Genomic DNA, 20,205 nt, shown 5'->3' with positions numbered 1-20,205 from the left:
GAAGTCCCGGAAGGCCTGAACGCCGTGAGGCCGCGAACGCCCTGAGGCCGAGAGCCGCCTGAGGGCGTGATGTCCCGGAAGACCCGAACTCCTTGAGGGCGGAAACTCCCCGCGGGCGCGAGCTACCTGAAAAACAGCTACCTGAAAAACAGCTACCTGAAATGCCCAGAGGGAGAACGCGAACCAAACGCCCCAACTGCGACATCCCCCACGTGGCCCGAGGCGAATTCCACCGCGGTGGCGGGCCGTCCTATTTACCCCTCTAGCTTAACCGATCCGTCCTAATCGACCTTGCGACAAGAATTCGCTCGGTAATCAGGCCGTCTCAACCGCGCGTACTGAATTCATATAGTGCAAGGCCGCTTGACGCAGGGCGGCCTCGGCGTCCTCTTCCGAGGTTGCCACCGCCTCGAACAGGCGGGCGCCCAGGGTCGACGGTGGGGGGAGGGGCACGTCCAGGCCCGCGCGCGCCACCCGTTGCAGGAGCTTGGCCGCCAGGGCCAGGGCCGGCTGGGAGAGGGCCACGCCGTCCATGACCGAGCCCCGGGACTTCTCGGCCTTCTTGATCTGCTCCCAGTTGGCGATGATCTCGTCCAGGCCGCCCACCTCGGTGTCCGCGAACACGTGCGGGTTGCGGCGGATCAGCTTGGCCACGAGGTCGCCGGCCACGTCGTCGATCGTGAAGTCCGACGTCTCCTCGGCCAGGCGGGCGTGCAGGACCACCTGCAGCAGGACGTCGCCCAGCTCCTCGCGCACGGCGTCCGCGTCCTCGTCGCGGATGGCGTCGTAGAGCTCGTAGGACTCCTCGAGCAGGAACGGCGCCAGCGAGGCGTGGGTCTGGGCGCGTTTCCAGGGGTCGCCGGCCTCCGGGTGCATGAGCCGGTCCATCACGGTCACCACGTCGAGGAGCCGCGCGCCGGCCGGGTCCCATGAGCCGTACACCAGCTCAAGGGTGGCCCGCCCGGGCTCGCGGGCCAGGCGCAGACCCAGTTCGCGGGCCAGATCCTCGTCGCCGTCCGGAGCGGCCAGCCAGACCACGGTGCCGTGCGCGTCCAGAGCCGCAAGCAGCGAGTCCAGAGCCGAAGGACGTGGCGAGTCCAAGACCGGAGCAAGCGGCGAATCCAGCAGCGGCAGCGGCAGCGGCAACGGCGAGCCCGAGGCGGCGGGCGGAGACGGGAGAACGGTGACCTCAGCGCCCGCGGCGCGCAGGGCGGCGGTCTGCGAAGACTCCGCCGCCGTCAGCACCGGGTGCGCGCGCACCAGGTCCCAGGCCTGCGCGGTCAGCACCCCCGCCGGCAGACGAGGTGACGTCACCAGCAGGATCACGCTGCCCGACACCGCCGTCAGCCCTCCTCGAAAAGTACTCCGCCCTCGTTCGGGAACCCTACGTCAAGGTGCCGCCCGTCGAGGACGACGGGCAGCACCACCGGGCCGTACTGCGGGTTCACCGACACGTCCGCGCCCTCCATCGCCGCGGCGAGCCGGCGGCGCGCGCCGAAGAGCGGGGCCAGGTTGACCTGGGTCTTGAAGCGGTAAACGGCGGCGTCGTAGTCGGCGTCGGGGTCGGCCGCGCCCGCGTCGTAGAGCAGGTCCGCCTCGTCGTCGGTGAGCGGGCGGGCCTGCTCGGCGGCGGCGACGGACTGCAGGCCGGTGAGGTAGTCGGCCCACAGCAGCACGTACGGGTCGGTCGGCGGCATGCCGAACGTCTCCGCGATCGTGCCGGCCGGCGCCGTGCGCTCGCTCAGGCCGCGCTCGGCGATGACGCGGTGGCCCAGGTCGGCCAGCACGATCAGGGACACGACCTCGGTGCCGGTGGTGCGCACGATCGGCGGCGGGAGGGTGCCTGGGTCCGTGGCGCGGGCCCGGGCGAACGCGGCGAGGCGCCGGTCGGCCTCGGCGTTGACGCCCTGCACGATCGCGTCGACCTCGGCCGTGGTCACCCTGCGGTCGCCGAGGTACGCGGCCACGTCCGGCTGCGAGCGGCAGGCGGTCAGGGCGGAGCCGGCCAGCAGTACGGCGACCAGCCCGGCGAGGCGACGAACACGCATAGTGCAGGACCTTCTCACGGCGTGCTGGTCGCGGGCCGGAGCGACGCGGGCTCGCCCAGGACCGTTTTGAGTAGTTCCGCCGCCCACTCCAGCAGCTGCGTGTCGCGCATCGGCTCGCCGCCGACGCGCCGGGTCGAGGGCCGGGGCAGCGAGACCGTGTCGGCCGCCGTCTTGTACACCGACTCCGGGTAGAGCCGCTTGAGCCGCATCTGCTTGGAGTCGGGCAGCGGCAGCGGACCGAACCGTACGTGCTTGCCCTGCAGCGACACGTCCGTGAGCCCGTAGGCGCGGGCCAGGAACCGGAAGCGCGCGACGGCCAGGAGGTTCGCGACGGGCAGCGGCGGCTCACCGTAGCGGTCGCGCATCTCCGCCACGATCTCGTCGAGCGCCGTGTCGTCCTTGGCCCCGGCGATCTTGCGGTAGATCTCCAGGCGGAGCCGCTCGGCCCCGATGTATTCCAGCGGCAGGTGGGCGTCGACCGGCAGATCGATCTTGACGTCGGGCTCCTCCTCCTCGGGCCGCTCGCCCTTGAACTGCTGCACCGCCTCGCCGACCATCCGCACGTAGAGGTCGAAGCCCACGCCCTCGATGTGCCCGGACTGCTCGCCGCCGAGCAGGTTGCCCGCGCCGCGGATCTCGAGGTCCTTCATCGCCACGTACATGCCCGCGCCGAGCTCCGTGTGCTGCGCGATGGTGGCGAGCCGCTCGTGCGCGTGCTCGGTCAGCGGCTTTTCGGGCGGGTAGAGGAAGTAGGCGTAGGCGCGCTCGCGGCCCCGGCCCACCCGGCCGCGGATCTGGTGCAGCTGGGCGAGGCCGAGCAGGTCGGCGCGCTCGACGATCAGGGTGTTGGCGTTGGGGATGTCGATGCCGCTCTCCACGATCGTGGTGCAGACCAGGACGTCGTACTCCTTCTCCCAGAACCCCACCATGATCTTCTCGAGGGCCTCCTCGCCCATCTGGCCGTGCGCGACCGCGACCCGCGCCTCGGGCACCAGCTCCCGCAGCCGCCGCGCCGCCCGCTCGATCGACTCGACCCGGTTGTGCAGGTAGAAGACCTGCCCGTCGCGCAGCAGCTCGCGGTGGATGGCCGCGGAGACCTGCTTGTCGTCCTGGGCGCCGACGAAGGTGAGCACCGGGTGGCGCTCCTCCGGCGGGGTGGCGATCGTGGACATCTCGCGGATGCCGGTGATCGCCATCTCCAGGGTGCGCGGGATCGGCGTGGCCGACATGGTCAGCACGTCGACGGAGGCGCGCAGCTGCTTGAGGAACTCCTTGTGTTCAACGCCGAAGCGCTGCTCCTCGTCGACGATCACGAGGCCGAGTTGCTTGAACCGGGTCGCGGTCTGCAGCAGCCGGTGGGTGCCGATGACGATGTCGACGGTGCCGTCGGTGACCTTCTCCATGGTCAGCTTCGTCTCGGTCGGCGTCTGGAACCGCGACAGCTGCCGCACCTCGACCGGGAACTGCGCGACCCGGTCCGAGAACGTGTTGAAGTGCTGCTGGGCCAGCAGCGTGGTCGGCACGAGCACGGCGACCTGCTTGCCGTCCTGCACCGCCTTGAACGCCGCCCGCACCGCGATCTCGGTCTTGCCGTAGCCGACGTCGCCGCAGATGAGCCGGTCCATCGGCACCGGCTTCTCCATGTCGCCCTTGACCTCCTCGATCGCGGCGAGCTGGTCGGGGGTCTCGTGGTAGGGGAACGCGTCCTCGAGCTCGCGCTGCCACGGCGTGTCGGGCCCGAACGCGTGGCCCTGCGAGTTCTGCCGTACCGCATAGAGCTGGATGAGCTGCGCGGCGATCTCCCGCACCGCCTTGCGCGCCCGCGACTTGGCCTTCTGCCACTCCGAGCCGCCCATCTTGTGCAGCGTGGGCGCCTCGCCGCCGACGTAGCGGGAGAGCTGGTCGAGCTGGTCGGTCGGCACGAAGAGCCGGTCGCCGGGCTGGCCGCGCTTTGACGGCGCGTACTCGATGACGAGGTACTCCCGGTCGGCCCCGTTCACCGTGCGCTGGACCATCTCCACGTAGCGGCCGATGCCGTGCTGCTCGTGCACCACGAAGTCGCCGGCGCGCAGCTCCAGCGGGTCGATCTGGTTGCGCCGCCGGCTGGGCATCTTGCGCATGTCCTTGGTGGACGCGCCCCGGCCGCCGGAGATGTCGGTGCCGGTGATGACCGCGAGCTTGGCGTCGGCGTCGAGGAAGCCGAGCTCGAGCGAGCCCGTGGTGACCGTGACGAGCCCAGCCGCGGGCTCGTCCGCGATCCCCTCCCAGGCGAGCGAGACCCCGAGGTCGGAGCCGCGCAGCACCTCGGCCGCGCGCTGGGCCGGCCCGGAGCCCTCGAAGACGATCGCGACCCGCCAGCCGTCGCCGGTCAGCCGCTTGAGGTCGTCGACGACCCGGGCCGTCTCGCCGTGGTAGAGCGGCACGGCCTGCGCGGCAAGGGTGATCGCGACGGCGTCGTCCGAGACGGTGACCGCGGGAGCCGGGTCCTCCCAAGGCTCGGCGGAAGGAGAGTCAGGAGTCGCGGCGAAGGGGCTCAGCGACCACCAGGGCTGCCCCAGCGAGGCGGCCGCCGCCCGGACGTCGCCCAGGTGGCGGAAGGCCGCCGCGCCGAGGTCGATCGGGGCCTTGCCGCCGACCGCCGCCGCGGCCCAGCTGGCCTCCAGGAACTCGTCGCTGGTGCGGACCAGGTCGTGGGCGCGGGTGCGGATGCGCTCCGGGTCGCACAGCAGCACATGGGTGCCCGCGGGCATGCAGTGCAGCACGAGCTCGAGCGCCCCGGTGTCGCCGAGCAGGGCCGGGGCCAGCGATTCCATGCCCTCGACGGGGATGCCCCCGGCGAGCTTGTCGAGCATCTCGGCCAGCTGCGGGTGGTCGGTGGACAGGGCCGCGGCCCGGGCCCGCACCTCGTCGGTGAGCAACAGCTCCCGGCACGGCGGGGCCCACAGCCGGTCGGCCTTCTCGATGGTGCGCTGGTCGGCGACGGCGAACGAGCGGATCTCCTCGACCTCGTCGCCCCAGAACTCCACCCGCAGCGGGTGCTCCTCGGTCGGCGGGAAGACGTCGAGGATGCCGCCGCGCACGGCGAACTCGCCGCGCTTGGTGACCAGGTCGACGCGCGCGTAGGCCAGTTCGGCCAGCCGCACCGTGAGCGCGTCGAGGTCGGCCGATCCGCCCGGGTGCAGCTCGATCGGCTCCAGGTCGCCCAGCCCCTTGAGCTGCGGCTGGAGCACCGAGCGGACCGGTGCGACCACGACCCGGGGCCGGGGCGCCTCCGCGGTCGGGTGGGCCAGGCGGCGCAGCACCGACAGCCGCCGCCCGACCGTGTCGGAGCGCGGGGAGAGCCGCTCGTGCGGCAGCGTCTCCCAGGACGGGTAGACGGCGACCGCGTCCGGCTCCAGCAGGCAGGCCAGGGCCGCGGCGAGGTCCTCGGCCTCGCGGCCGGTCGCGGTGACGGCCAGCAGCGGGCGCTCGGCGGCGATCGTGGCGGCGAGGAACGCGCGCACGGCCGGCGGCCCGGTCAGGTCGACCTGGTCGGTGTGTCCGGCGCGGGCGAGGTCACGCGCCCGGGCGAGGGCGGGGTCGGCGAGGGCGGCGGCGGTTAGACCGGCGAGCTTCATGGTGATTTGCACCCAATCTGCACGGCAAACAGCCCCGCGCCCAGATTCGGGCGGGGGTGGTCGATGCGGGTTCAAGCGTATACAGAGGGTATGGCAAGCGTGGGTATGACAGAAACCGAGACATGGCTCACCGGAACGCCACGGGCCGCGGACAGAGCCGATACGATGCCGAAGAAATCGGACAGCGCCGTCCCCCGCCCGAGCTGACCGCAACTTGGAGGGGACACATGTCCGACGACGCCGCTGACGCCGCTCTGCGTGCCGATATCCGCCGGCTCGGCTCGCTGCTCGGCCAGAGCCTCGTGCGCCAGGACGGCCAGCAGCTCCTCGACCTCGTCGAGGAGGTGCGCGCGCTGGTGCGCTCCGACCCCGAGGCGGCCGCCGAGCGGCTGCACGGGCTCGACGTGGTCACCGGCACCCAGCTGGCGCGGGCCTTCTCGACGTACTTCCACCTCGCCAACATCACCGAGCAGGTCCACCGCTCGCGCGAGCTGCGCCGGATCCGTGTCCGCGAGGGCGGCTGGCTCGAGCGTGCCGCGAAGCTCATCGCCGACCGCGGCGTGGGCGTGCGCGAGATCGGCCAGATCGCCTCGAAGCTCGCCGTGCGCCCGGTCTTCACCGCGCACCCGACCGAGGCCTCCCGCCGCTCGGTGCTGACCAAGCTGCGCGCCGTCGGCGACGAGCTCGACGCCGAGGCCGTGGCCACCGCGCTGGACGGCTCGCTGGAGCCGGACAAGACCCGCACCGCGCGCACCGACCGGCGCCTGGCCGAGCTGCTCGACCTGCTGTGGCAGACCGACGAGCTGCGCCTGGAGCGGCCCGAGCCCAGCGACGAGGCCCGCAACGCGGTGTACTACCTCGCCGACCTGGCCGAGGGCGCGGCCCCGCAGGTGCTCGACGACCTCTACGAGACGCTGCGCGACCTCGGGGTACAGCTGCCGCCGACCGCCCGCCCGCTCACCTTCGGCTCGTGGATCGGCGGCGACCGCGACGGCAACCCGTTCGTCACCCCGGCGGTGACCCGCGACGTGCTGCTCATCCAGCACGAGTACGGCATCCGGATGGCCGAGGGCGTCATCGACGCACTCATCGACGAGGTCTCGGTCTCCAAGCGGCTGCGCGGCGTCTCGCTGGACCTCTCCGCGAGCCTCGCGGCCGACCTCGACAACCTCCCCGAGCTGCCGGCCCGCTACCGCCGGGTCAACATGGAGGAGTCGTACCGCCTCAAGCTGCGCTGCATCCGCCTGAAGCTCGAGCACACCCGGCAGCGCCTGGCCACGGGCACGCCGCACAAGCCCGGACGCGACTACCTCGGCACGGGCGGGCTCATCGCCGACCTCGAGCTCATGCGCGCGTCGCTGGCCCGCAACGGCGGCCAGCTCGCCGCGACCGGCAAGCTCGCCTCGGCGATCCGCACCCTGTCGGCATTCGGGCTGCAGCTGGCCACGCTGGACGTGCGCGAGCACGCCGACGCCCACCACGAGGTGCTGGCCCAGCTGTACCGCCGCGTCGGCGAGGTCGACTACTCCTCGCTGTCCCGCGACGCCCGCCGCCAGCTGCTCGTCGACGAGCTCAACGGCCGCCGTCCGCTGGCCACCCGCGACACCGGGCTGACCGACTCGGCGCGAAAGACGTTCGACGTGTTCGCCGCGATCCGCGAGGTGCAGGAGCGCTTCGGGCCGGAGGTCGTAGAGACATACATCATCTCGATGACCCAGGGCATCGACGACGTCCTCGCCGCCGTGGTCCTGGCCCGCGAGTGGGGCCTGGTCGAGGTGAGCGCCGGGGCCGGCTTCGGCGGCGCCTCGATCGAGTCGGCCCGGGCCCGCGTCGGCTTCGCCCCGCTGCTGGAGCAGGCCCGCGAGCTCGAGATGGCCGGGGAGATGCTCGACGAGCTGCTGTCGATCCCGGTGTACCGCGCGATCGTGCGCGCCCGCGGCGACGTGCAGGAGGTCATGCTCGGCTACAGCGACTCCAACAAGGACGCCGGCATCACGACCTCGCAGTGGATGATCCACAAGGCCCAGCGGCAGCTGCGCGACGTCGCGGCCCGTCATGGGGTGCGCCTGCGGCTGTTCCACGGCCGGGGCGGCACCGTCGGGCGCGGCGGCGGCCCGACCCACGAGGCGATCCTGGCCCAGCCGTGGGGCACGCTGGACGGCGCGATCAAGGTGACCGAGCAGGGCGAGGTCATCTCGGACAAGTACACGCTGCCCTCCCTGGCCCGCGAGAACCTCGAGCTGACGCTGGCCGCGGTGCTGCAGAGCGCGCTGTTGCACACCGAGCCCCGCCAGCCCGCCGACGCGCTGGCCCGCTGGGACTCGGCGATGGAGACCGTGTCCTCCGCCGCCTTCGCCGAGTACCGGGCGCTGGTGGAGAACCCGGACCTGCCGGCGTACTTCTGGGCGGCCACCCCGACCGAGCTGCTGGGCGCGCTGAACATCGGCTCGCGCCCGGCCAAGCGCCCCAACGCCGACGCGGGCCTGTCCGGCCTGCGGGCCATCCCGTGGGTGTTCGGCTGGACGCAGTCGCGCCAGATCGTGCCGGGCTGGTTCGGCGTGGGCCGCGGCCTGAAGGCGGCCCGCGAGGCCGGCCTCGGCGACGTGCTGCGCGAGATGCACGAGAAGTGGCACTTCTTCGCCACGTTCCTGTCCAATGTGGAGATGATGCTGGTCAAGACCGACCTGGAGATCGCCTCCCGGTACGTCGACACGCTCGTGCCCGCCCCGCTGCGCCCGATCTTCGAGGTGATCAGCGCCGAGTACGAGCAGACGGTCGCCGAGGTACTGGCGATCACCGGCGAGTCGAAGCTGCTCGACCGCCAGCCGGTCCTGCAGCGCACGCTCGGGGTCCGCGACAGCTACCTCCAGCCGCTGCACCACCTGCAGGTGACGCTGCTGGGGCAGTACCGCGACAGCAAGTCGGCCGACAGCGGCAACTGGCCCACCGGCCGCCGCTCGTCGCCCGACCCGGCCCTGGAGCGCGCGCTGCTCACCACGATCAACGGCATCGCGGCGGGCATGCGCAACACCGGCTGAGCCCTGGAGTCGCTTCTATGGCAGGCTTGCGAGGTGTCTGTGAACGGCTGGGGTGTCGATGGGTCGGGCCCGGAGGGTTCGGACCCAGATGGTTCGGGCCCGAATAGTTGGACCCTGCCGGATGACGTGCTGCGCGACGCGCCGACCTACACGCCGAAACCGTCCGAGCTCGCCGACCTGGAGCTGCTGGTGTCGGGGGCGTACGCGCCCCTGACCGGGTTCCTCGGCTCGGCGGACCTCATCGCGCTGCGCCGCACCGGCCGCCTCGCCGACGGCACCGCCTGGCCCGTGCCGGTCACCCTCGAGCTGCCCCGCGCCGTCGCCGAGCAGCTCGAGGTGGCCGACCCGCGCAAGCGGGTGCTGATCCTCGCCGACCTCGAGGGCGCCCCGGTCGCGGCCCTGGACGCGACCGAGATCTACCCGGCCCGCAAGACCACGGTCGGCGTGGCCGGCCGCGTCCGGCGCCTCGGCGACGGCGGGCACGGGGCGTTCCGGCGGATGCGCCGTACCCCCGCGGAGGTGCGCGGAACCCTCCCGTCCGGCCGGATCCTCGGGGTCATCGCCGACCGGCCGCTGCACCGCCCGCAGCTGGCCCAGATCGCGCGCGCCGCCCGCACCCTGGCCGCGCACCTCGTGGTGCTCGTCCCGGTCGACGGCCCCGGCCCCGACGGTCTGGCCCCGGAGGCGCTGGTGCGCTGCGTGCTGGCCGCCCGCGACCGCATGCCGGCCTCCACGATCGTGGCCCTGCCGCTGCCCAACCACGACGGCGACGACATCCGCGACGCGATGCTGCGCACCCGGGTCGCGGCCGCCTACGGCGTGACCCACCTGCTGGCCTCCAGCGAGTCGATGCTCTCCGGCGGCGGCCTGCGCGTGCTGGTGCCGCGCGAGCTGGCCTACGACGGCCGCGACGGCCAGTGGCGCTCCCGGGACGACATCCCGCCCCGCCACCGCCGCCTGCCGCTGACCTTCGCCGAGATCGACGACCACCTCGACCGCGGCACTATCCTGCCGGAGTGGCACACCCCGCCGGCCGTGGCCCGCGAGCTGGCCCGCGCCCGCCCGCCCCGCCGGCAGCGCGGCCTTGTCGTCTTCTTCACCGGCCTCTCCGGCAGCGGCAAGTCCACGATGGCCACCGGCCTGGCCGACGTGCTGCTGGAGACCGGCGAGCGCACGATCACGCTGCTGGACGGCGACATCGTCCGCCGCCACCTCTCCGCCGGGCTGGGCTTCAGCGCCGAGGATCGCGACACGAACATCCGCCGTATCGGCTGGGTGGCCGCGGAGACGGCCCGCCACGGCGGCGTGGCCATCTGCTGCCCGATCGCGCCGTACCGCGACGCCCGCGCGGCCGCGCGCCAGTTCGCGCACAACACGGGTGCGGGCTTCGTGCTGGTCCACGTCGCGACCCCGCTGGCCGAGTGCGAGCGGCGGGACCGCAAGGGCCTCTACGCGAAGGCTCGGGCCGGGATCATCAAGGGCATGACGGGCATCGACGACCCGTACGAGGAGCCCCTCGACGCCGAGCTCAAGATCGACACGACGAACCTGTCCCAGGGCGAGGCCGTGACGACGGTCCTGCGGTACCTCGGCAGCAACGGCTGGCTCGACCCGCGCCCGATTCCGTAGGGTCACTCGGGCGAAACGCCCATTACGAACACAGCGGTCACGACGTTAGGGCTGGAGAGCCTGACGCCGAAGGGGCCGCCGCTCAATGGACGCCAACCGCCTGCACTCCGCCGAAGCCGCAACCGACCCCTCCGGCGTCGATCTGCTCGGCATGGCCCGACGCCATTGGTGGCTGGCGCTGGTGTTCGTCCTGGTCGGGCTGGCCGGTGCGATGCGCAGTTCACATCGATGCAGACCAAGGTGTTCGAGTCGGCCACGTCAGTGCTCGTCTCGCCGATCGGCAACGGGCAGGACGCGAACTCGACAAGCGGGCGCACCAAGGGCGACATCAACCTCGACAACGAGGCCCAGCTCGTCGCCAGCACCACGGTCGCCACCGACGCCGCGGCCCTCGTGCGCTCCACCACCCCGCCCGACACGCTCGCCGCCCGGGTGCGCGTCGAGGTGTGGTGTACGCGCCGGAGACGTACGCGACGGCGGTGAGCGGGCGGCAGCGGGCCGGTGCAGCACGACTTCGCCTGCGGCACCGGGCGGGCCATCAAGCTGTTGCACGGCGTGGTGCGGGCCGCGCACGGGTACGACTCCTCGGAGCAGATGCTCGCCAAGGCCCGGGAGGCGGGCGTCTACGCGAAGCTGCACCAGGTCTCGGAGGACGGGCCGGTGCCGGAGCCGGCCACTGTGGACGGACCGGCGCTCGTGACCGTGTTCCGGCTGCTGCTCAACGCCCCGAAGGACGTGCGGGACCGGGCGATCGCGTTCGCCGCCCGGATCCTGCAAGCCGGTGATGATCGGCGAGTTCGGCATCGCCCGCAGCTGGGGCAGCGCCCAGCGGGCCGCGTGGCTGCAGGCCGCCTCGGCCACGTTCAAGGTGAACCCGCAGATCCGCGCGGTGCTCTACTTCGAGACGCGTACTACAGGCCGATGACCGCCTCACGGCCCTGACGCTCGGCCGCGGCCAGCACGGGGATCCAGCGCCCGGCGTCGAAGACGTTGCCGCCGATCGCGTCCGTCGCCGCGTCGTCGGGCTCGATGAGCGTGAACGCCGGGTCGAGCGCCTCGCGCTGCAGCAGCGGCATGCGGGGCGCGAGCACGTAGACCCGGTCGTAGCCGGCGGCCAGGTCGGCGTTGGTCCGCGAGCGCACGCCGCCGTCCATGAAGCGCGAGCCGTCGACGGGGACGGGCGGGAAGATGCACGGTACCGCGCAGCTGGCGGCCACGGCGGGCACCAGCGGTACACCCGAATCGGCATCCCAGGCGACGGGCTCTCCGGTGGCGGCGTCCACCGCGGTGACGGTGAGCCGGTCGGGCCACTGCTCGATCGGCAGCCGCCGCCCGAATGCGGCCAGCCACGGGCCGGGCGGCCCGACCTCGGCTTCCAGCGCGATCGCGCCGATCCGCCGGCGCATCTCGGCCGGCTCCAGCGAGGCGTCCTGCAGCAGCTGGAACGCGACGGCGCCGCGGTTCCAGTCGGCGACGATCGGCGGGTCGCCGGGGCCGAGCGGGGCCTCGATCGCCGCGGCGGTGCGCGGGTCGCCGAACGCGGCGACGAGGGCCCCGGTCATGGCACCGGCGGAGGTGCCGAGGATCAGGTCGGCGCGGCCGAGGTCGATGCCCCGGTCGTGCAGGCCGACGAGGATGCCGAGTTGCCAGGCGACGCCGGTGATGCCGCCGCCGCCGAGGACGAGCGCGGTGCGTTCCATCCATCTTGCTTAACACGCGGCGCTGAACGCAGGGACGCCGCCAGGAGGCCGAGCCCCACCAGCAGCACGCCGATGACCTTCGGCAGGCTCGGGAGCGCGCGGTCGACCACGGCCGTGGTGAGCAGGGCGAACACCGGCACGAGGCCGACGAAGACGCCCGCGCGGTCGACGCCGAGCCCGGCGACGCCGGTGTACCAGCACACGAACGCGACAACGGTCAGCACCAGCCCGAGGAACGCCAGCGCGGCCGCCTCCGACGGGTCGGGAAGGCGCGGCCGCTCGCCGGCGAAGGGCAACAGCAACAGCAGCAGTGGTACCGCCAGAGCCGTGCTCCAGGCCGAGACGCGCACGGGCCCCAGCCGGGGCAGCAGCGGCGCGGCCAGCAGCGAGAAGGCCGCCTCGCAGCCGAGTACGCCGGCCGCGGCGACGAGCCCGGCGGCGTCGTGCGCGCCGAAGCCGGAGACCAGCGCCGCGCCGCCGACGACCAGGGCCGCGGCCCCGAGCAGGCGCGGGGCGGGGCGGCGGCCCTCCTGCAGCGGGCCCAACAGGGCCAGCAGCAGCGGGCTGACGCCGACGATGGTGGCGATGACGGCCGGGTCGGCGTGCCGCAGCGCGTACAGCAGCAGGATGTTGAACGCGACCAGCCCGGTCGCCGCGACCAGCGCGAGCCGGACGAGCTCTCGCCCGGTCGGGTGAATCCGTTCCCTCGCGCGCCGGACCAGTGCGAACAGGGCGAGCGCGGCCAGCGCGTAACGGAGAGCCTGGCCGGTGAGGATCGGATAGCCGACGATCGAGCGGCTCACGACGAACGAGCCGCCGAGAATCGCGCAGGTCAGCACGCAGTAGGCGGAGTGGCGCCGAGTCATGCGCATGAACTTACGAGCGCGAGTGGTACCCGCTACAGTGCCACCGAGAGACGGTTTAGCAGGGCCACTTTCCGCCGATCCGGTGCTTTTGGGCCGGTCGGACGCGGTTTTCGGGTGGAGGTGCTGATCGATTTGTCTGTCTGGGAGGCGCTGGTCGAGCTCGACCGCACCCGGCCGCGGGTCGGTGAACAGCTCGTCGGCGCGCTGCGGGAGGCGATCACGCGCGGCCGCCTCGCCCCTGGGACGCGGCTGCCCTCGACCCGCGACCTCGCCGCCGACCTGGGCGTCTCGCGCGGCCTGGTGGTCGGCGCCTACGAGCAGCTCGCGGCCGAGGGCCGCCTGGTCAGCCGGCGCGGCTCCGGCACCGTGGTGGCCGAGGTGGTCGCGGCCGTGCCCCGCCGCCGCGCCGACGTCCTGGAACGGCGGACCGCGGTCGCCCCGCTGCGCCCGGGCGTGCCGGACCTCGGCGCCTTCCCGCGCACGGCCTGGCGGCGGGCCTACGAGACGGCCCTCACCAGCGCGCTCGACGCGGACTTCGACTACGGCGACGCGACCGGCGTGCCGCGGCTGCGGGCCGAGCTCGCGGGGTACCTCGGGCGCGTCCGCGCGGCGCTGGTACCGGCCGACGGGCTGATCGTCACCGCCGGCGTCACCCAGGGCCTGGCGCTGCTGGCCCGGGTGCTGCTCGCCCGGGGCGCCCGCCGTATCGCGCTGGAGGACCCGGGCCCGGCCGCGCTGCGCGAGCACCTGAGCCGGCTCGGCCTCGACGTGGTGGCGGTGCCCGTCGATGCCGACGGCCTCGACGTCGCCGCCCTGGCCCGCACCCGCGTCCGCGCGGTGGTGCTGACCCCGGCGCACCAGTTCCCGACCGGCGTGGTGCTCGCGCCCGGGCGGCGGGCCGAGGTGGTCGCCTGGGCGCGGCGCGTGGACGGGCTGGTGGTGGAGGACGACTACGACGCGGAGTACCGCTACGATCGCGAGCCCGTGGCCTGCCTGCAGGGCCTCGCGCCCGACCGGGTGGCGCTGGTCGGCTCGGTGAGCAAGGTCCTCGCGCCCGGGCTGCGGCTGGGCTGGCTGGCTGCGCCGCCGGAGTGGCTGCCCGAGCTGTGTGCGGCCAAGCACGACGCCGACAACGGCGGGCCCGCCCTGCAGCAGCTCGCCTTCGCCGAGTTCCTGGCCGGCGGGGCGTACGACCGGCACCTGCGCCGCGCCCGCCGCCTGCACCGCGAGCGCCGCGACGCGGTGGTCGCCGCGGTGCGCCGCCACCTGCCCCGCGCGCGGATCGGCGGCATCGCGGCCGGCCTGCACCTGGTCATCGAGCTCCCGCCCGGCGTGGACGACCTGGCCCTCGCGGAGCGCGCGGCCGACGCCGGCCTGGGCCCGCTGGCGCTGTCGACGCTGCGCATGCGCAAGAGCGGCCCGTGCGGGCTGGTGCTGGGCTACGCCGCGCACACGCCGCACGAGCTGGCGGCCGCGGTCCGGAAACTCGCCACGCTGGTGTGAGCGTCCGCGGGGTCGACCCGATACGGTCGGGGCATGTCCCAGCACTTTGTTCCACTCGCCGAGCACATCGCCGACGCGTTGCTCGAGTGTGCGCCCGCGCTGGCCGCCGGCGCCGGGGATCACCGCTTCGACGACCGGCTGCCCGACTACTCCGCCGAGGGGGTGGCCGGCGACGTCGACATGCTGCGCGACGCCTCCGCCGCGCTGAGCCAGATCGACGTCGACGAGCTCGACGGGCAGGACCAGGTCGACCACGCGGTGCTGCTGGCCCGGGTGGAGCGGATGCTGTTCGAGCGCACCGAGATCCGCGAGCACGAGTGGAACCCGCTCGTGCACAACCCCGGCGGCCTGCTGCACGGCCTGATCTCGCGGCCCTTCGCCCCGGCCGAGGAGCGGCTGATGTCCATCGCCGCCCGGCTGAGCGCGGTCCCCGACGCCCTGGCGACCGCCCGCGAGGTGCTCGGCGACTCGCCCCGCGTGCACGTCGAGACCGCGATCGGGCAGTTCGCGGGCACGGCCCGGCTGGTGCGCGAGGAGCTCGGCGAGCTGCTCAAGGAGGAGCCGGGCCTGGCCGCGGTGATCGCGCCGTCCCAGGAGCGGGCCGCGGCCGAGCTCGACGCGTTCGCCGAGTGGCTGCGCGGGCGCCTGGACTCTTCCGACCGCGACCCGCGCCAGGGCCGGCGGCTGTGGGAGGCGCGCCTCTGGCACACGCTGGACACCGAGCTGGGCGCCCGGACGGTGCTTGAGCGGGCCGAGGCCAACCTCGACCGGGTGAGCGCGGAGCTCTCGGCGGTGGCGGCCGAGCTGACCGGCGGCGCGCCGGGCCCCGGCACCGTGCGCGAGGCCCTGGGCCGGGCCGCCGCCGACGGGCCCGACAACGACACCATCGTCGAGCTGGCCAAGGTGTCCCTGGACGAGGCGACCGCCTTCGTGCGCGACCACGACCTGGTCACCCTGATCGACGACCCGCTGGTGATCATGGAGATGCCCGAGTTCGCCCGCGGGGTGGCCGTGGCCTACTGCGACCCGCCGGGCCTGCTGGAGCCCGCGGAGCTGCCGACGTTCTTCTGCATCTCCCCGACGCCCGCGGACTGGTCCGACGAGCGGGTAGCGTCGTTCTACCGCGAGTACAACAGCCACATGCTGCGCGACCTGACCGTCCACGAGGCGACGCCGGGCCACTTCCTGCAGCTGGCCCACGCCCGCCGCTTCCGGGGCCGGACCCGCGCGCGGGCCATCGGCTGGAGCGGCCCGTTCGTCGAGGGCTGGGCCGTCTACGCCGAGGAGTTCATGGCCGACCGCGGCTTCGGCGGCCCGGCGGTGCGCCTGCAGCAGCTGAAGATGCAGCTGCGGATGAGCATCAACGCGATAATCGACCAGCGCGTGCACTGCGACGGCATGACCGAGGCCGAGGCGATGGACCTCATGATGGAGCGCGGCTTCCAGGAGGAGGGCGAGGCGGCCGGCAAGTGGCGGCGCGCCCTGCTGAGCTCGACGCAGCTGTCGACCTACTTCGTGGGCTACACCGAGATCCGGCAGATCGCGGATGAACGCCCGGCGAACGTCACCCTCCGCGACTGGCACGACCGGATGCTCGCCCACGGCTCCCCGCCCCCGCGCCACCTGCGCACGCTCCTGGATCTCTGACGGCCCCGGTAGGCCCGGAGCGCTGAGGTGCGGTCGGTGGAGGCCGTGCGCACAACGCTCCCGGCCCCTTCCCCACGGACGGTGACCAACCTGTGGGAGGGGGTTTGGGTGGAGCGGAGCTCCCCCAATGGGAAGCGACCGAAGGGAGCGCGGGATACTACAAGGGCCGCACCGTGGCGGCCGACCAATCTTTTTCGGCAAGGAGTGACACGACAGTGGCCACTATCGAAGCAATCGGCGCGCGGGAGATCCTCGACTCGCGGGGCAACCCGACGGTCGAGGTCGAGGTCGTCCTCGACGACGGCACCCTGGCCCGGGCGGCGGTCCCCTCGGGCGCCTCCACCGGCGCGTTCGAGGCCAACGAGCTGCGCGACGGCGACAGCAAGCGCTACCTCGGCAAGGGCGTCGAGAAGGCGGTCGAGAACGTCAACGAGCGCATCGCCGAGGCCGTGCGCGGCTTCGACGCCACCGAGCAGCGCCTCGTCGACCAGGCGATGCTCGACCTCGACGGCACGCCGGAGAAGTCCGAGCTGGGCGCCAACGCCATCCTCGGCGTCTCGCTCGCCGTGGCCAAGGCCGCGGCCGACTCGGCCGGCCTGAGCCTGTTCAAGTACCTCGGCGGCCCGAACGCGCACCTGCTGCCGGTGCCGATGATGAACATCCTCAACGGTGGCTCCCACGCCGACTCCAACGTCGACGTGCAGGAGTTCATGATCGCGCCGATCGGCGCCCCGACCTTCCGCGAGGCCCTGCGCACCGGCGCCGAGGTCTACCACACGCTCAAGTCGGTGTTGAAGAAGAAGGGCCTGTCGACCGGCCTCGGCGACGAGGGCGGCTTCGCGCCGAACCTGCCGACCAACGCGGCCGCGCTCGACCTGATCGCCGAGGCCGTCGAGAAGGCCGGCTACTCGCTGGGCAGCGACATCGTGCTCGCGCTCGACGTGGCCGCGACCGAGTTCTTCAAGGACGGCGCGTACGGCTTCGAGGGCGCCAGCAAGTCGTCCGCCGAGATGATCGCGTACTACACGCAGCTCGTCGACGCCTACCCGATCGTGTCCATCGAGGACCCGCTGTCGGAGGAGGACTGGGACGGCTGGAAGGCGATGACCGACGCGCTCGGCTCGCGCATCCAGATCGTCGGCGACGACCTGTTCGTCACCAACCCGCAGCGCATCGCCCGGGGCATCGCCACCGACACGGCCAACGCGGTCCTGGTCAAGGTCAACCAGATCGGCTCGCTCACCGAGACGCTCGACGCCGTGGACCTCGCGCACCGCGCGGGCTTCCGCACGATGATGAGCCACCGCTCGGGCGAGACCGAGGACACCACCATCGCCGACCTCGCCGTCGCCGTGGGCAGCGGCCAGATCAAGACCGGCGCGCCGGCCCGCTCCGAGCGGGTCGCGAAGTACAACCAGCTGCTGCGCATCGAGGACGAGCTCGACGACGCGGCGCGCTACGCCGGCCGTGGCGCCTTCCCGCGCTACCGTTGAACATTTCTTGAGTGCGTGGGTGCGGTCTGCGAAGGCCGCGCCCACGACGAACCCGGCTCCCTGCCCGCAACGGCGACCGAAGTGTGGCAGGGGGTATGGGTGGGCGGAGCCCTCCACCGGGGAGGGAGCGAAGCGACCGCGAAACACAGGGGGTGGAATGCAGCAGCGCACCAGGCCCGGCGGGCGTTCGACTCCACGCAGCCCGAACCGGACCAACGCGCAGCGGGCCGGGCGGGCGCCCTCCCGCCCCATGGTCGCGCGCCGGGCCGTGGCCACCGGCGGCGCCGCGCTGCGCACCCGGGCCCCCCAGCCGCGCCGGTTCACCAGCCGCGCCGTCGTGCTCAGCCTGGTGCTCCTCGTGCTGCTGCTCGCCTACGCGTACCCGGTGCGGGTGTACCTGGCCCAGCAGGCCGAGATCGAGGCGATGGAGCAGAGCCAGCAGCGGCAGACCGCCAAGGTCGCCGAGATGCAGGCGCGCGCGAAGAAGTGGGACGACCCCGAGTACGTGATCTCCCAGGCCCGCCAGCGGCTGCACATGGTGCTGCCCGGCGAGAAGCCGTACGTGGTGGTCGACCCGGCCAACAACCAGCAGACCGACCCCGCCGAGCGGCCCGGCGCGCCCAAGCCGCCCCGGCCCTGGTACGGCAAGCTCTGGTCGAGCGTCGAGGCGGCGGACAAGCAGTGAGTGACTATGAGAAGGCCACCGACGAGGACCTCGCGGTGGTCGCGGCGCAGCTCGGCCGCACGCCCCGCGGCACGCGAGCCGTCGCCCACCGCTGCCCGTGCGGGCTGCCCGACGTCGTCGAGACCACCCCGCGGCTGCCCGACGGCACGCCCTTCCCGACGCTGTTCTACCTGACCTGCCCCCGCGCGGTGCACGAGTGCAGCCGGCTCGAGTCGTCGGGCCTGATGCGCGAGATGGGCGCCCGCCTCGCCGCGGACCCCGAGCTCGCCGCGCAGTACCAGCGCGCCCACGAGGACTACCTGCGCCGCCGCGAGACCGTCGGGCACGTCGAGGAGATCGACGGCGTCTCCGCGGGCGGCATGCCCACCCGCGTGAAGTGCCTGCACGTCCACCTCGGCCACGCCCTGGCGGTCGGGCCCGGCGTCAACCCGTTCGGCGACGAGACGCTGCGGAAGGCCGGCGAGTGGTGGGCCCAGGGCCCGTGTGTGTCACTCGATGCTGGTGACGACTGAGCGCAGGATCTCGTAGCCCTCGGCGTCGTCCTGCGTGCCCGTGTGCGGCCGGCGGAAACGGCGCACCTCGACCGCGATGTCCGACAGCGCCCACCGCAGCTGGAACAGCATGATCGTGGACGGCCGGACCAGGACGCCGGTGGCCTCGGCGTAGGCCGCGAAGATCGACCCGTCGCCCGGCTCGATCAGCCACAGGTCCCGCTCCGGCGGGGAGACGAGCACCGTGTCCCAGTCGATGAGCCGCCACCCGGTCGGGGTACGCATGGTGTTGCCCGAGTGCGGCTCGCCGTGGGTGAGCACCGCCCGCACCGGCTCGGCCCGGCTCTGCAGCACGAGCTCGTCGTAGCGGGCCAGCACCCGCTCCAGGGGGCGGCGGTGCTCCTCGAGCAGGTCGGCGGCGGGCACGGCGTAGGGGCCGCAGGCGGAGTCCTCCCCGGGGCCGCGCAGCGCGGTCTCGACCTCGTCGCGGTGTGGCACCGCGAAGTCGTCGACCCGGGCGTGCCGGCGCGCGATCGGCGGGGCCGTGTGCAGCCGGATGATCATGTCCAGGGTGGCCTGGCGGTGCGTGGGGCCGGTGAACGCGTTCCACTCGAAGCTGGCGCCCTCGACGAACGGGTACACGGCGATCGTGAAGGGCCCCTGGTGCTCGCTCACGGCGCCGTTCAGCGCCGGGACCGGGGCGACCACGAAGGAGTGCCCGGTGGCGTGCAGGTCTGCGGCGACCCGCAGGGAGGCGTCGAGCCGCGTCGCGTCGGCCGGCTCGTCGACGGTCACGAACCAGCGCGCGCCCGCGGTGTCGATGAGCTCCCAGTGGTGGCTGCCGAAGCCGACGGGCCGATAGGCGAGCGACTTGACCGGAATACCCCACTTTCGCAGGAGCACCTCGCCGAGCGTTTCCTCGGGGAGCCCGGCCGGTGGGGTCAGCACCCCAAGACGGTACGTCAGACTTCACCCCGGGGCAGAACCGGAGTCCGTTCACATCCAAACAGTCGGATTTTTGACGTTAGCAGGGTGCCCCATTGACGGAGCAGCTCTTCGGTGGTCCGGCCGGCCCTTTCGCCTCGAACCCCATCCGGATCGCCCCGCCGGCCTCCAGGTAGGTGTTGTAGGCCTGGGAGCGCAGCACGAGCCGCCCGGGCAGCTGCTCGGCGGTGGCGCCCCACGTCGAGGTGACGTCGACGTCCTTGGGCAGCTCGAGCTGGACGATCCAGCCCATGAGCGGCTGGCTGCTGATGTTGGTCACGGTGACCTCCGCGTTGAAGCCGTCCTTCCACTTGCTCCGCACCGCATAGGCCGCCTTGATCGTTCCGGGCGCGGCGGTACCGTGAACGCTCGGGCTCTGGTGCGGGGCGCCGCTCGTGCGCGCCACCGGTGCCATGGGCCGCTGTGCGGGCCCGTCCTTGGTCACGTACAGGACCGTCATGGTGCCGGCCACCACCGTCATCAGTGCCGTCGTGACCATCAGCA

General features: G+C 73.1%; 16 protein-coding genes. 9 read left to right on the top strand and 7 right to left on the bottom strand.

Going from position 1 to position 20,205, the window contains the following annotated elements; translation table 11 throughout:
- Positions 1-315: 315 nt before the first annotated feature.
- The 3 genes from AB0B76_RS14045 to mfd are packed head-to-tail and all read right to left on the bottom strand — an operon-like array spanning position 316 to position 5,677.
- Complete coding sequence (locus tag AB0B76_RS14045) at positions 316-1,338, bottom strand: MazG family protein (RefSeq protein ID WP_360374485.1); 1,023 nt, start codon at positions 1,336-1,338, stop codon at positions 316-318.
- A 5-nt stretch (positions 1,339-1,343) separates the two neighbouring features.
- A complete protein-coding gene (locus tag AB0B76_RS14040) occupies positions 1,344-2,048 on the bottom strand; it encodes a hypothetical protein (RefSeq protein WP_360374483.1) in 705 nt (234 codons plus the stop codon).
- A 14-nt stretch (positions 2,049-2,062) separates the two neighbouring features.
- Positions 2,063-5,677, bottom strand: coding sequence for a transcription-repair coupling factor (mfd, locus tag AB0B76_RS14035; protein ID WP_360374481.1), 3,615 nt, complete (start codon positions 5,675-5,677; stop codon positions 2,063-2,065).
- Positions 5,678-5,892: 215 nt separating this feature from the next.
- On the opposite strand from mfd, the gene ppc reads away from it, so the two are divergent.
- The 4 genes from ppc to AB0B76_RS14015 all read left to right on the top strand — a co-directional run bounded on the left by ppc (position 5,893) and on the right by AB0B76_RS14015 (position 11,274).
- Positions 5,893-8,703 (top strand): phosphoenolpyruvate carboxylase, encoded by a 2,811-nt coding sequence (gene ppc / locus AB0B76_RS14030; RefSeq protein WP_360374479.1) that lies wholly within the window; start codon positions 5,893-5,895, stop codon positions 8,701-8,703.
- 114 nt (positions 8,704-8,817) lie between these two features.
- Complete coding sequence (gene cysC, locus AB0B76_RS14025) at positions 8,818-10,332, top strand: adenylyl-sulfate kinase (RefSeq protein WP_360374890.1); 1,515 nt, start codon at positions 8,818-8,820, stop codon at positions 10,330-10,332.
- 228 nt (positions 10,333-10,560) lie between these two features.
- Positions 10,561-10,815, top strand: a complete 255-nt coding sequence (locus tag AB0B76_RS14020) for a hypothetical protein (RefSeq protein WP_360374477.1) — start codon at positions 10,561-10,563, stop codon at positions 10,813-10,815.
- A gap of 18 nt (positions 10,816-10,833) precedes the next feature.
- Entirely contained in the window at positions 10,834-11,274 is a 441-nt protein-coding gene (locus AB0B76_RS14015; protein WP_360374475.1) for a class I SAM-dependent methyltransferase, read from the top strand.
- Here the strand turns inward: AB0B76_RS14015 and AB0B76_RS14010 are convergent.
- Together AB0B76_RS14010 and AB0B76_RS14005 are read right to left on the bottom strand one after the other, a co-directional pair.
- A complete protein-coding gene (locus AB0B76_RS14010) occupies positions 11,244-12,032 on the bottom strand; it encodes a patatin-like phospholipase family protein (protein WP_360374473.1) in 789 nt (262 codons plus the stop codon). The two genes, AB0B76_RS14015 and AB0B76_RS14010, sit on opposite strands and share 31 nt — an antisense overlap.
- Positions 11,918-12,898 carry a DMT family transporter gene (locus tag AB0B76_RS14005; RefSeq protein WP_360374471.1) on the bottom strand — a complete coding sequence of 327 codons (981 nt, stop codon included), beginning with the start codon at positions 12,896-12,898 and terminating at the stop codon, positions 11,918-11,920. Before AB0B76_RS14005 ends, AB0B76_RS14010 begins: the two co-directional genes overlap by 115 nt.
- A gap of 114 nt (positions 12,899-13,012) precedes the next feature.
- Here AB0B76_RS14005 and AB0B76_RS14000 point away from each other — a divergent pair, with 114 nt between their 5' ends.
- The 5 genes from AB0B76_RS14000 to AB0B76_RS13980 all read left to right on the top strand — a co-directional run bounded on the left by AB0B76_RS14000 (position 13,013) and on the right by AB0B76_RS13980 (position 18,738).
- Entirely contained in the window at positions 13,013-14,401 is a 1,389-nt protein-coding gene (locus AB0B76_RS14000) for a PLP-dependent aminotransferase family protein (RefSeq protein WP_360374469.1), read from the top strand.
- A 33-nt stretch (positions 14,402-14,434) separates the two neighbouring features.
- Positions 14,435-16,048 carry a DUF885 domain-containing protein gene (locus tag AB0B76_RS13995; RefSeq protein WP_360374467.1) on the top strand — a complete coding sequence of 538 codons (1,614 nt, stop codon included), beginning with the start codon at positions 14,435-14,437 and terminating at the stop codon, positions 16,046-16,048.
- Between the two features lie 215 nt (positions 16,049-16,263).
- Positions 16,264-17,541, top strand: coding sequence for a phosphopyruvate hydratase (eno, locus tag AB0B76_RS13990; protein WP_360374465.1), 1,278 nt, complete (start codon positions 16,264-16,266; stop codon positions 17,539-17,541).
- A 157-nt stretch (positions 17,542-17,698) separates the two neighbouring features.
- Complete coding sequence (locus tag AB0B76_RS13985) at positions 17,699-18,226, top strand: septum formation initiator family protein (protein ID WP_360374463.1); 528 nt, start codon at positions 17,699-17,701, stop codon at positions 18,224-18,226.
- Positions 18,223-18,738 carry a DUF501 domain-containing protein gene (locus AB0B76_RS13980; RefSeq protein WP_360374461.1) on the top strand — a complete coding sequence of 172 codons (516 nt, stop codon included), beginning with the start codon at positions 18,223-18,225 and terminating at the stop codon, positions 18,736-18,738. The genes AB0B76_RS13985 and AB0B76_RS13980 overlap by 4 nt, the downstream gene beginning before the upstream one ends.
- Here the strand turns inward: AB0B76_RS13980 and AB0B76_RS13975 are convergent.
- A complete protein-coding gene (locus AB0B76_RS13975) occupies positions 18,715-19,665 on the bottom strand; it encodes an aminoglycoside phosphotransferase family protein (protein ID WP_360374459.1) in 951 nt (316 codons plus the stop codon). The two genes, AB0B76_RS13980 and AB0B76_RS13975, sit on opposite strands and share 24 nt — an antisense overlap.
- Positions 19,666-19,741: 76 nt before the next feature.
- The gene (locus AB0B76_RS13970) at positions 19,742-20,200 is read right to left on the bottom strand and encodes a cellulose binding domain-containing protein (RefSeq protein WP_360374457.1); all 459 of its coding nucleotides are present in this window, start codon (positions 20,198-20,200) and stop codon (positions 19,742-19,744) included.
- Positions 20,201-20,205 lie beyond the last annotated feature (5 nt).

It is taken from the genome of Dactylosporangium sp. NPDC049140 (genome assembly GCF_040648435.1).
Note: the sequence above shows the minus strand (reverse complement) of the source record. Positions and strands in the feature narration are given on the sequence as shown.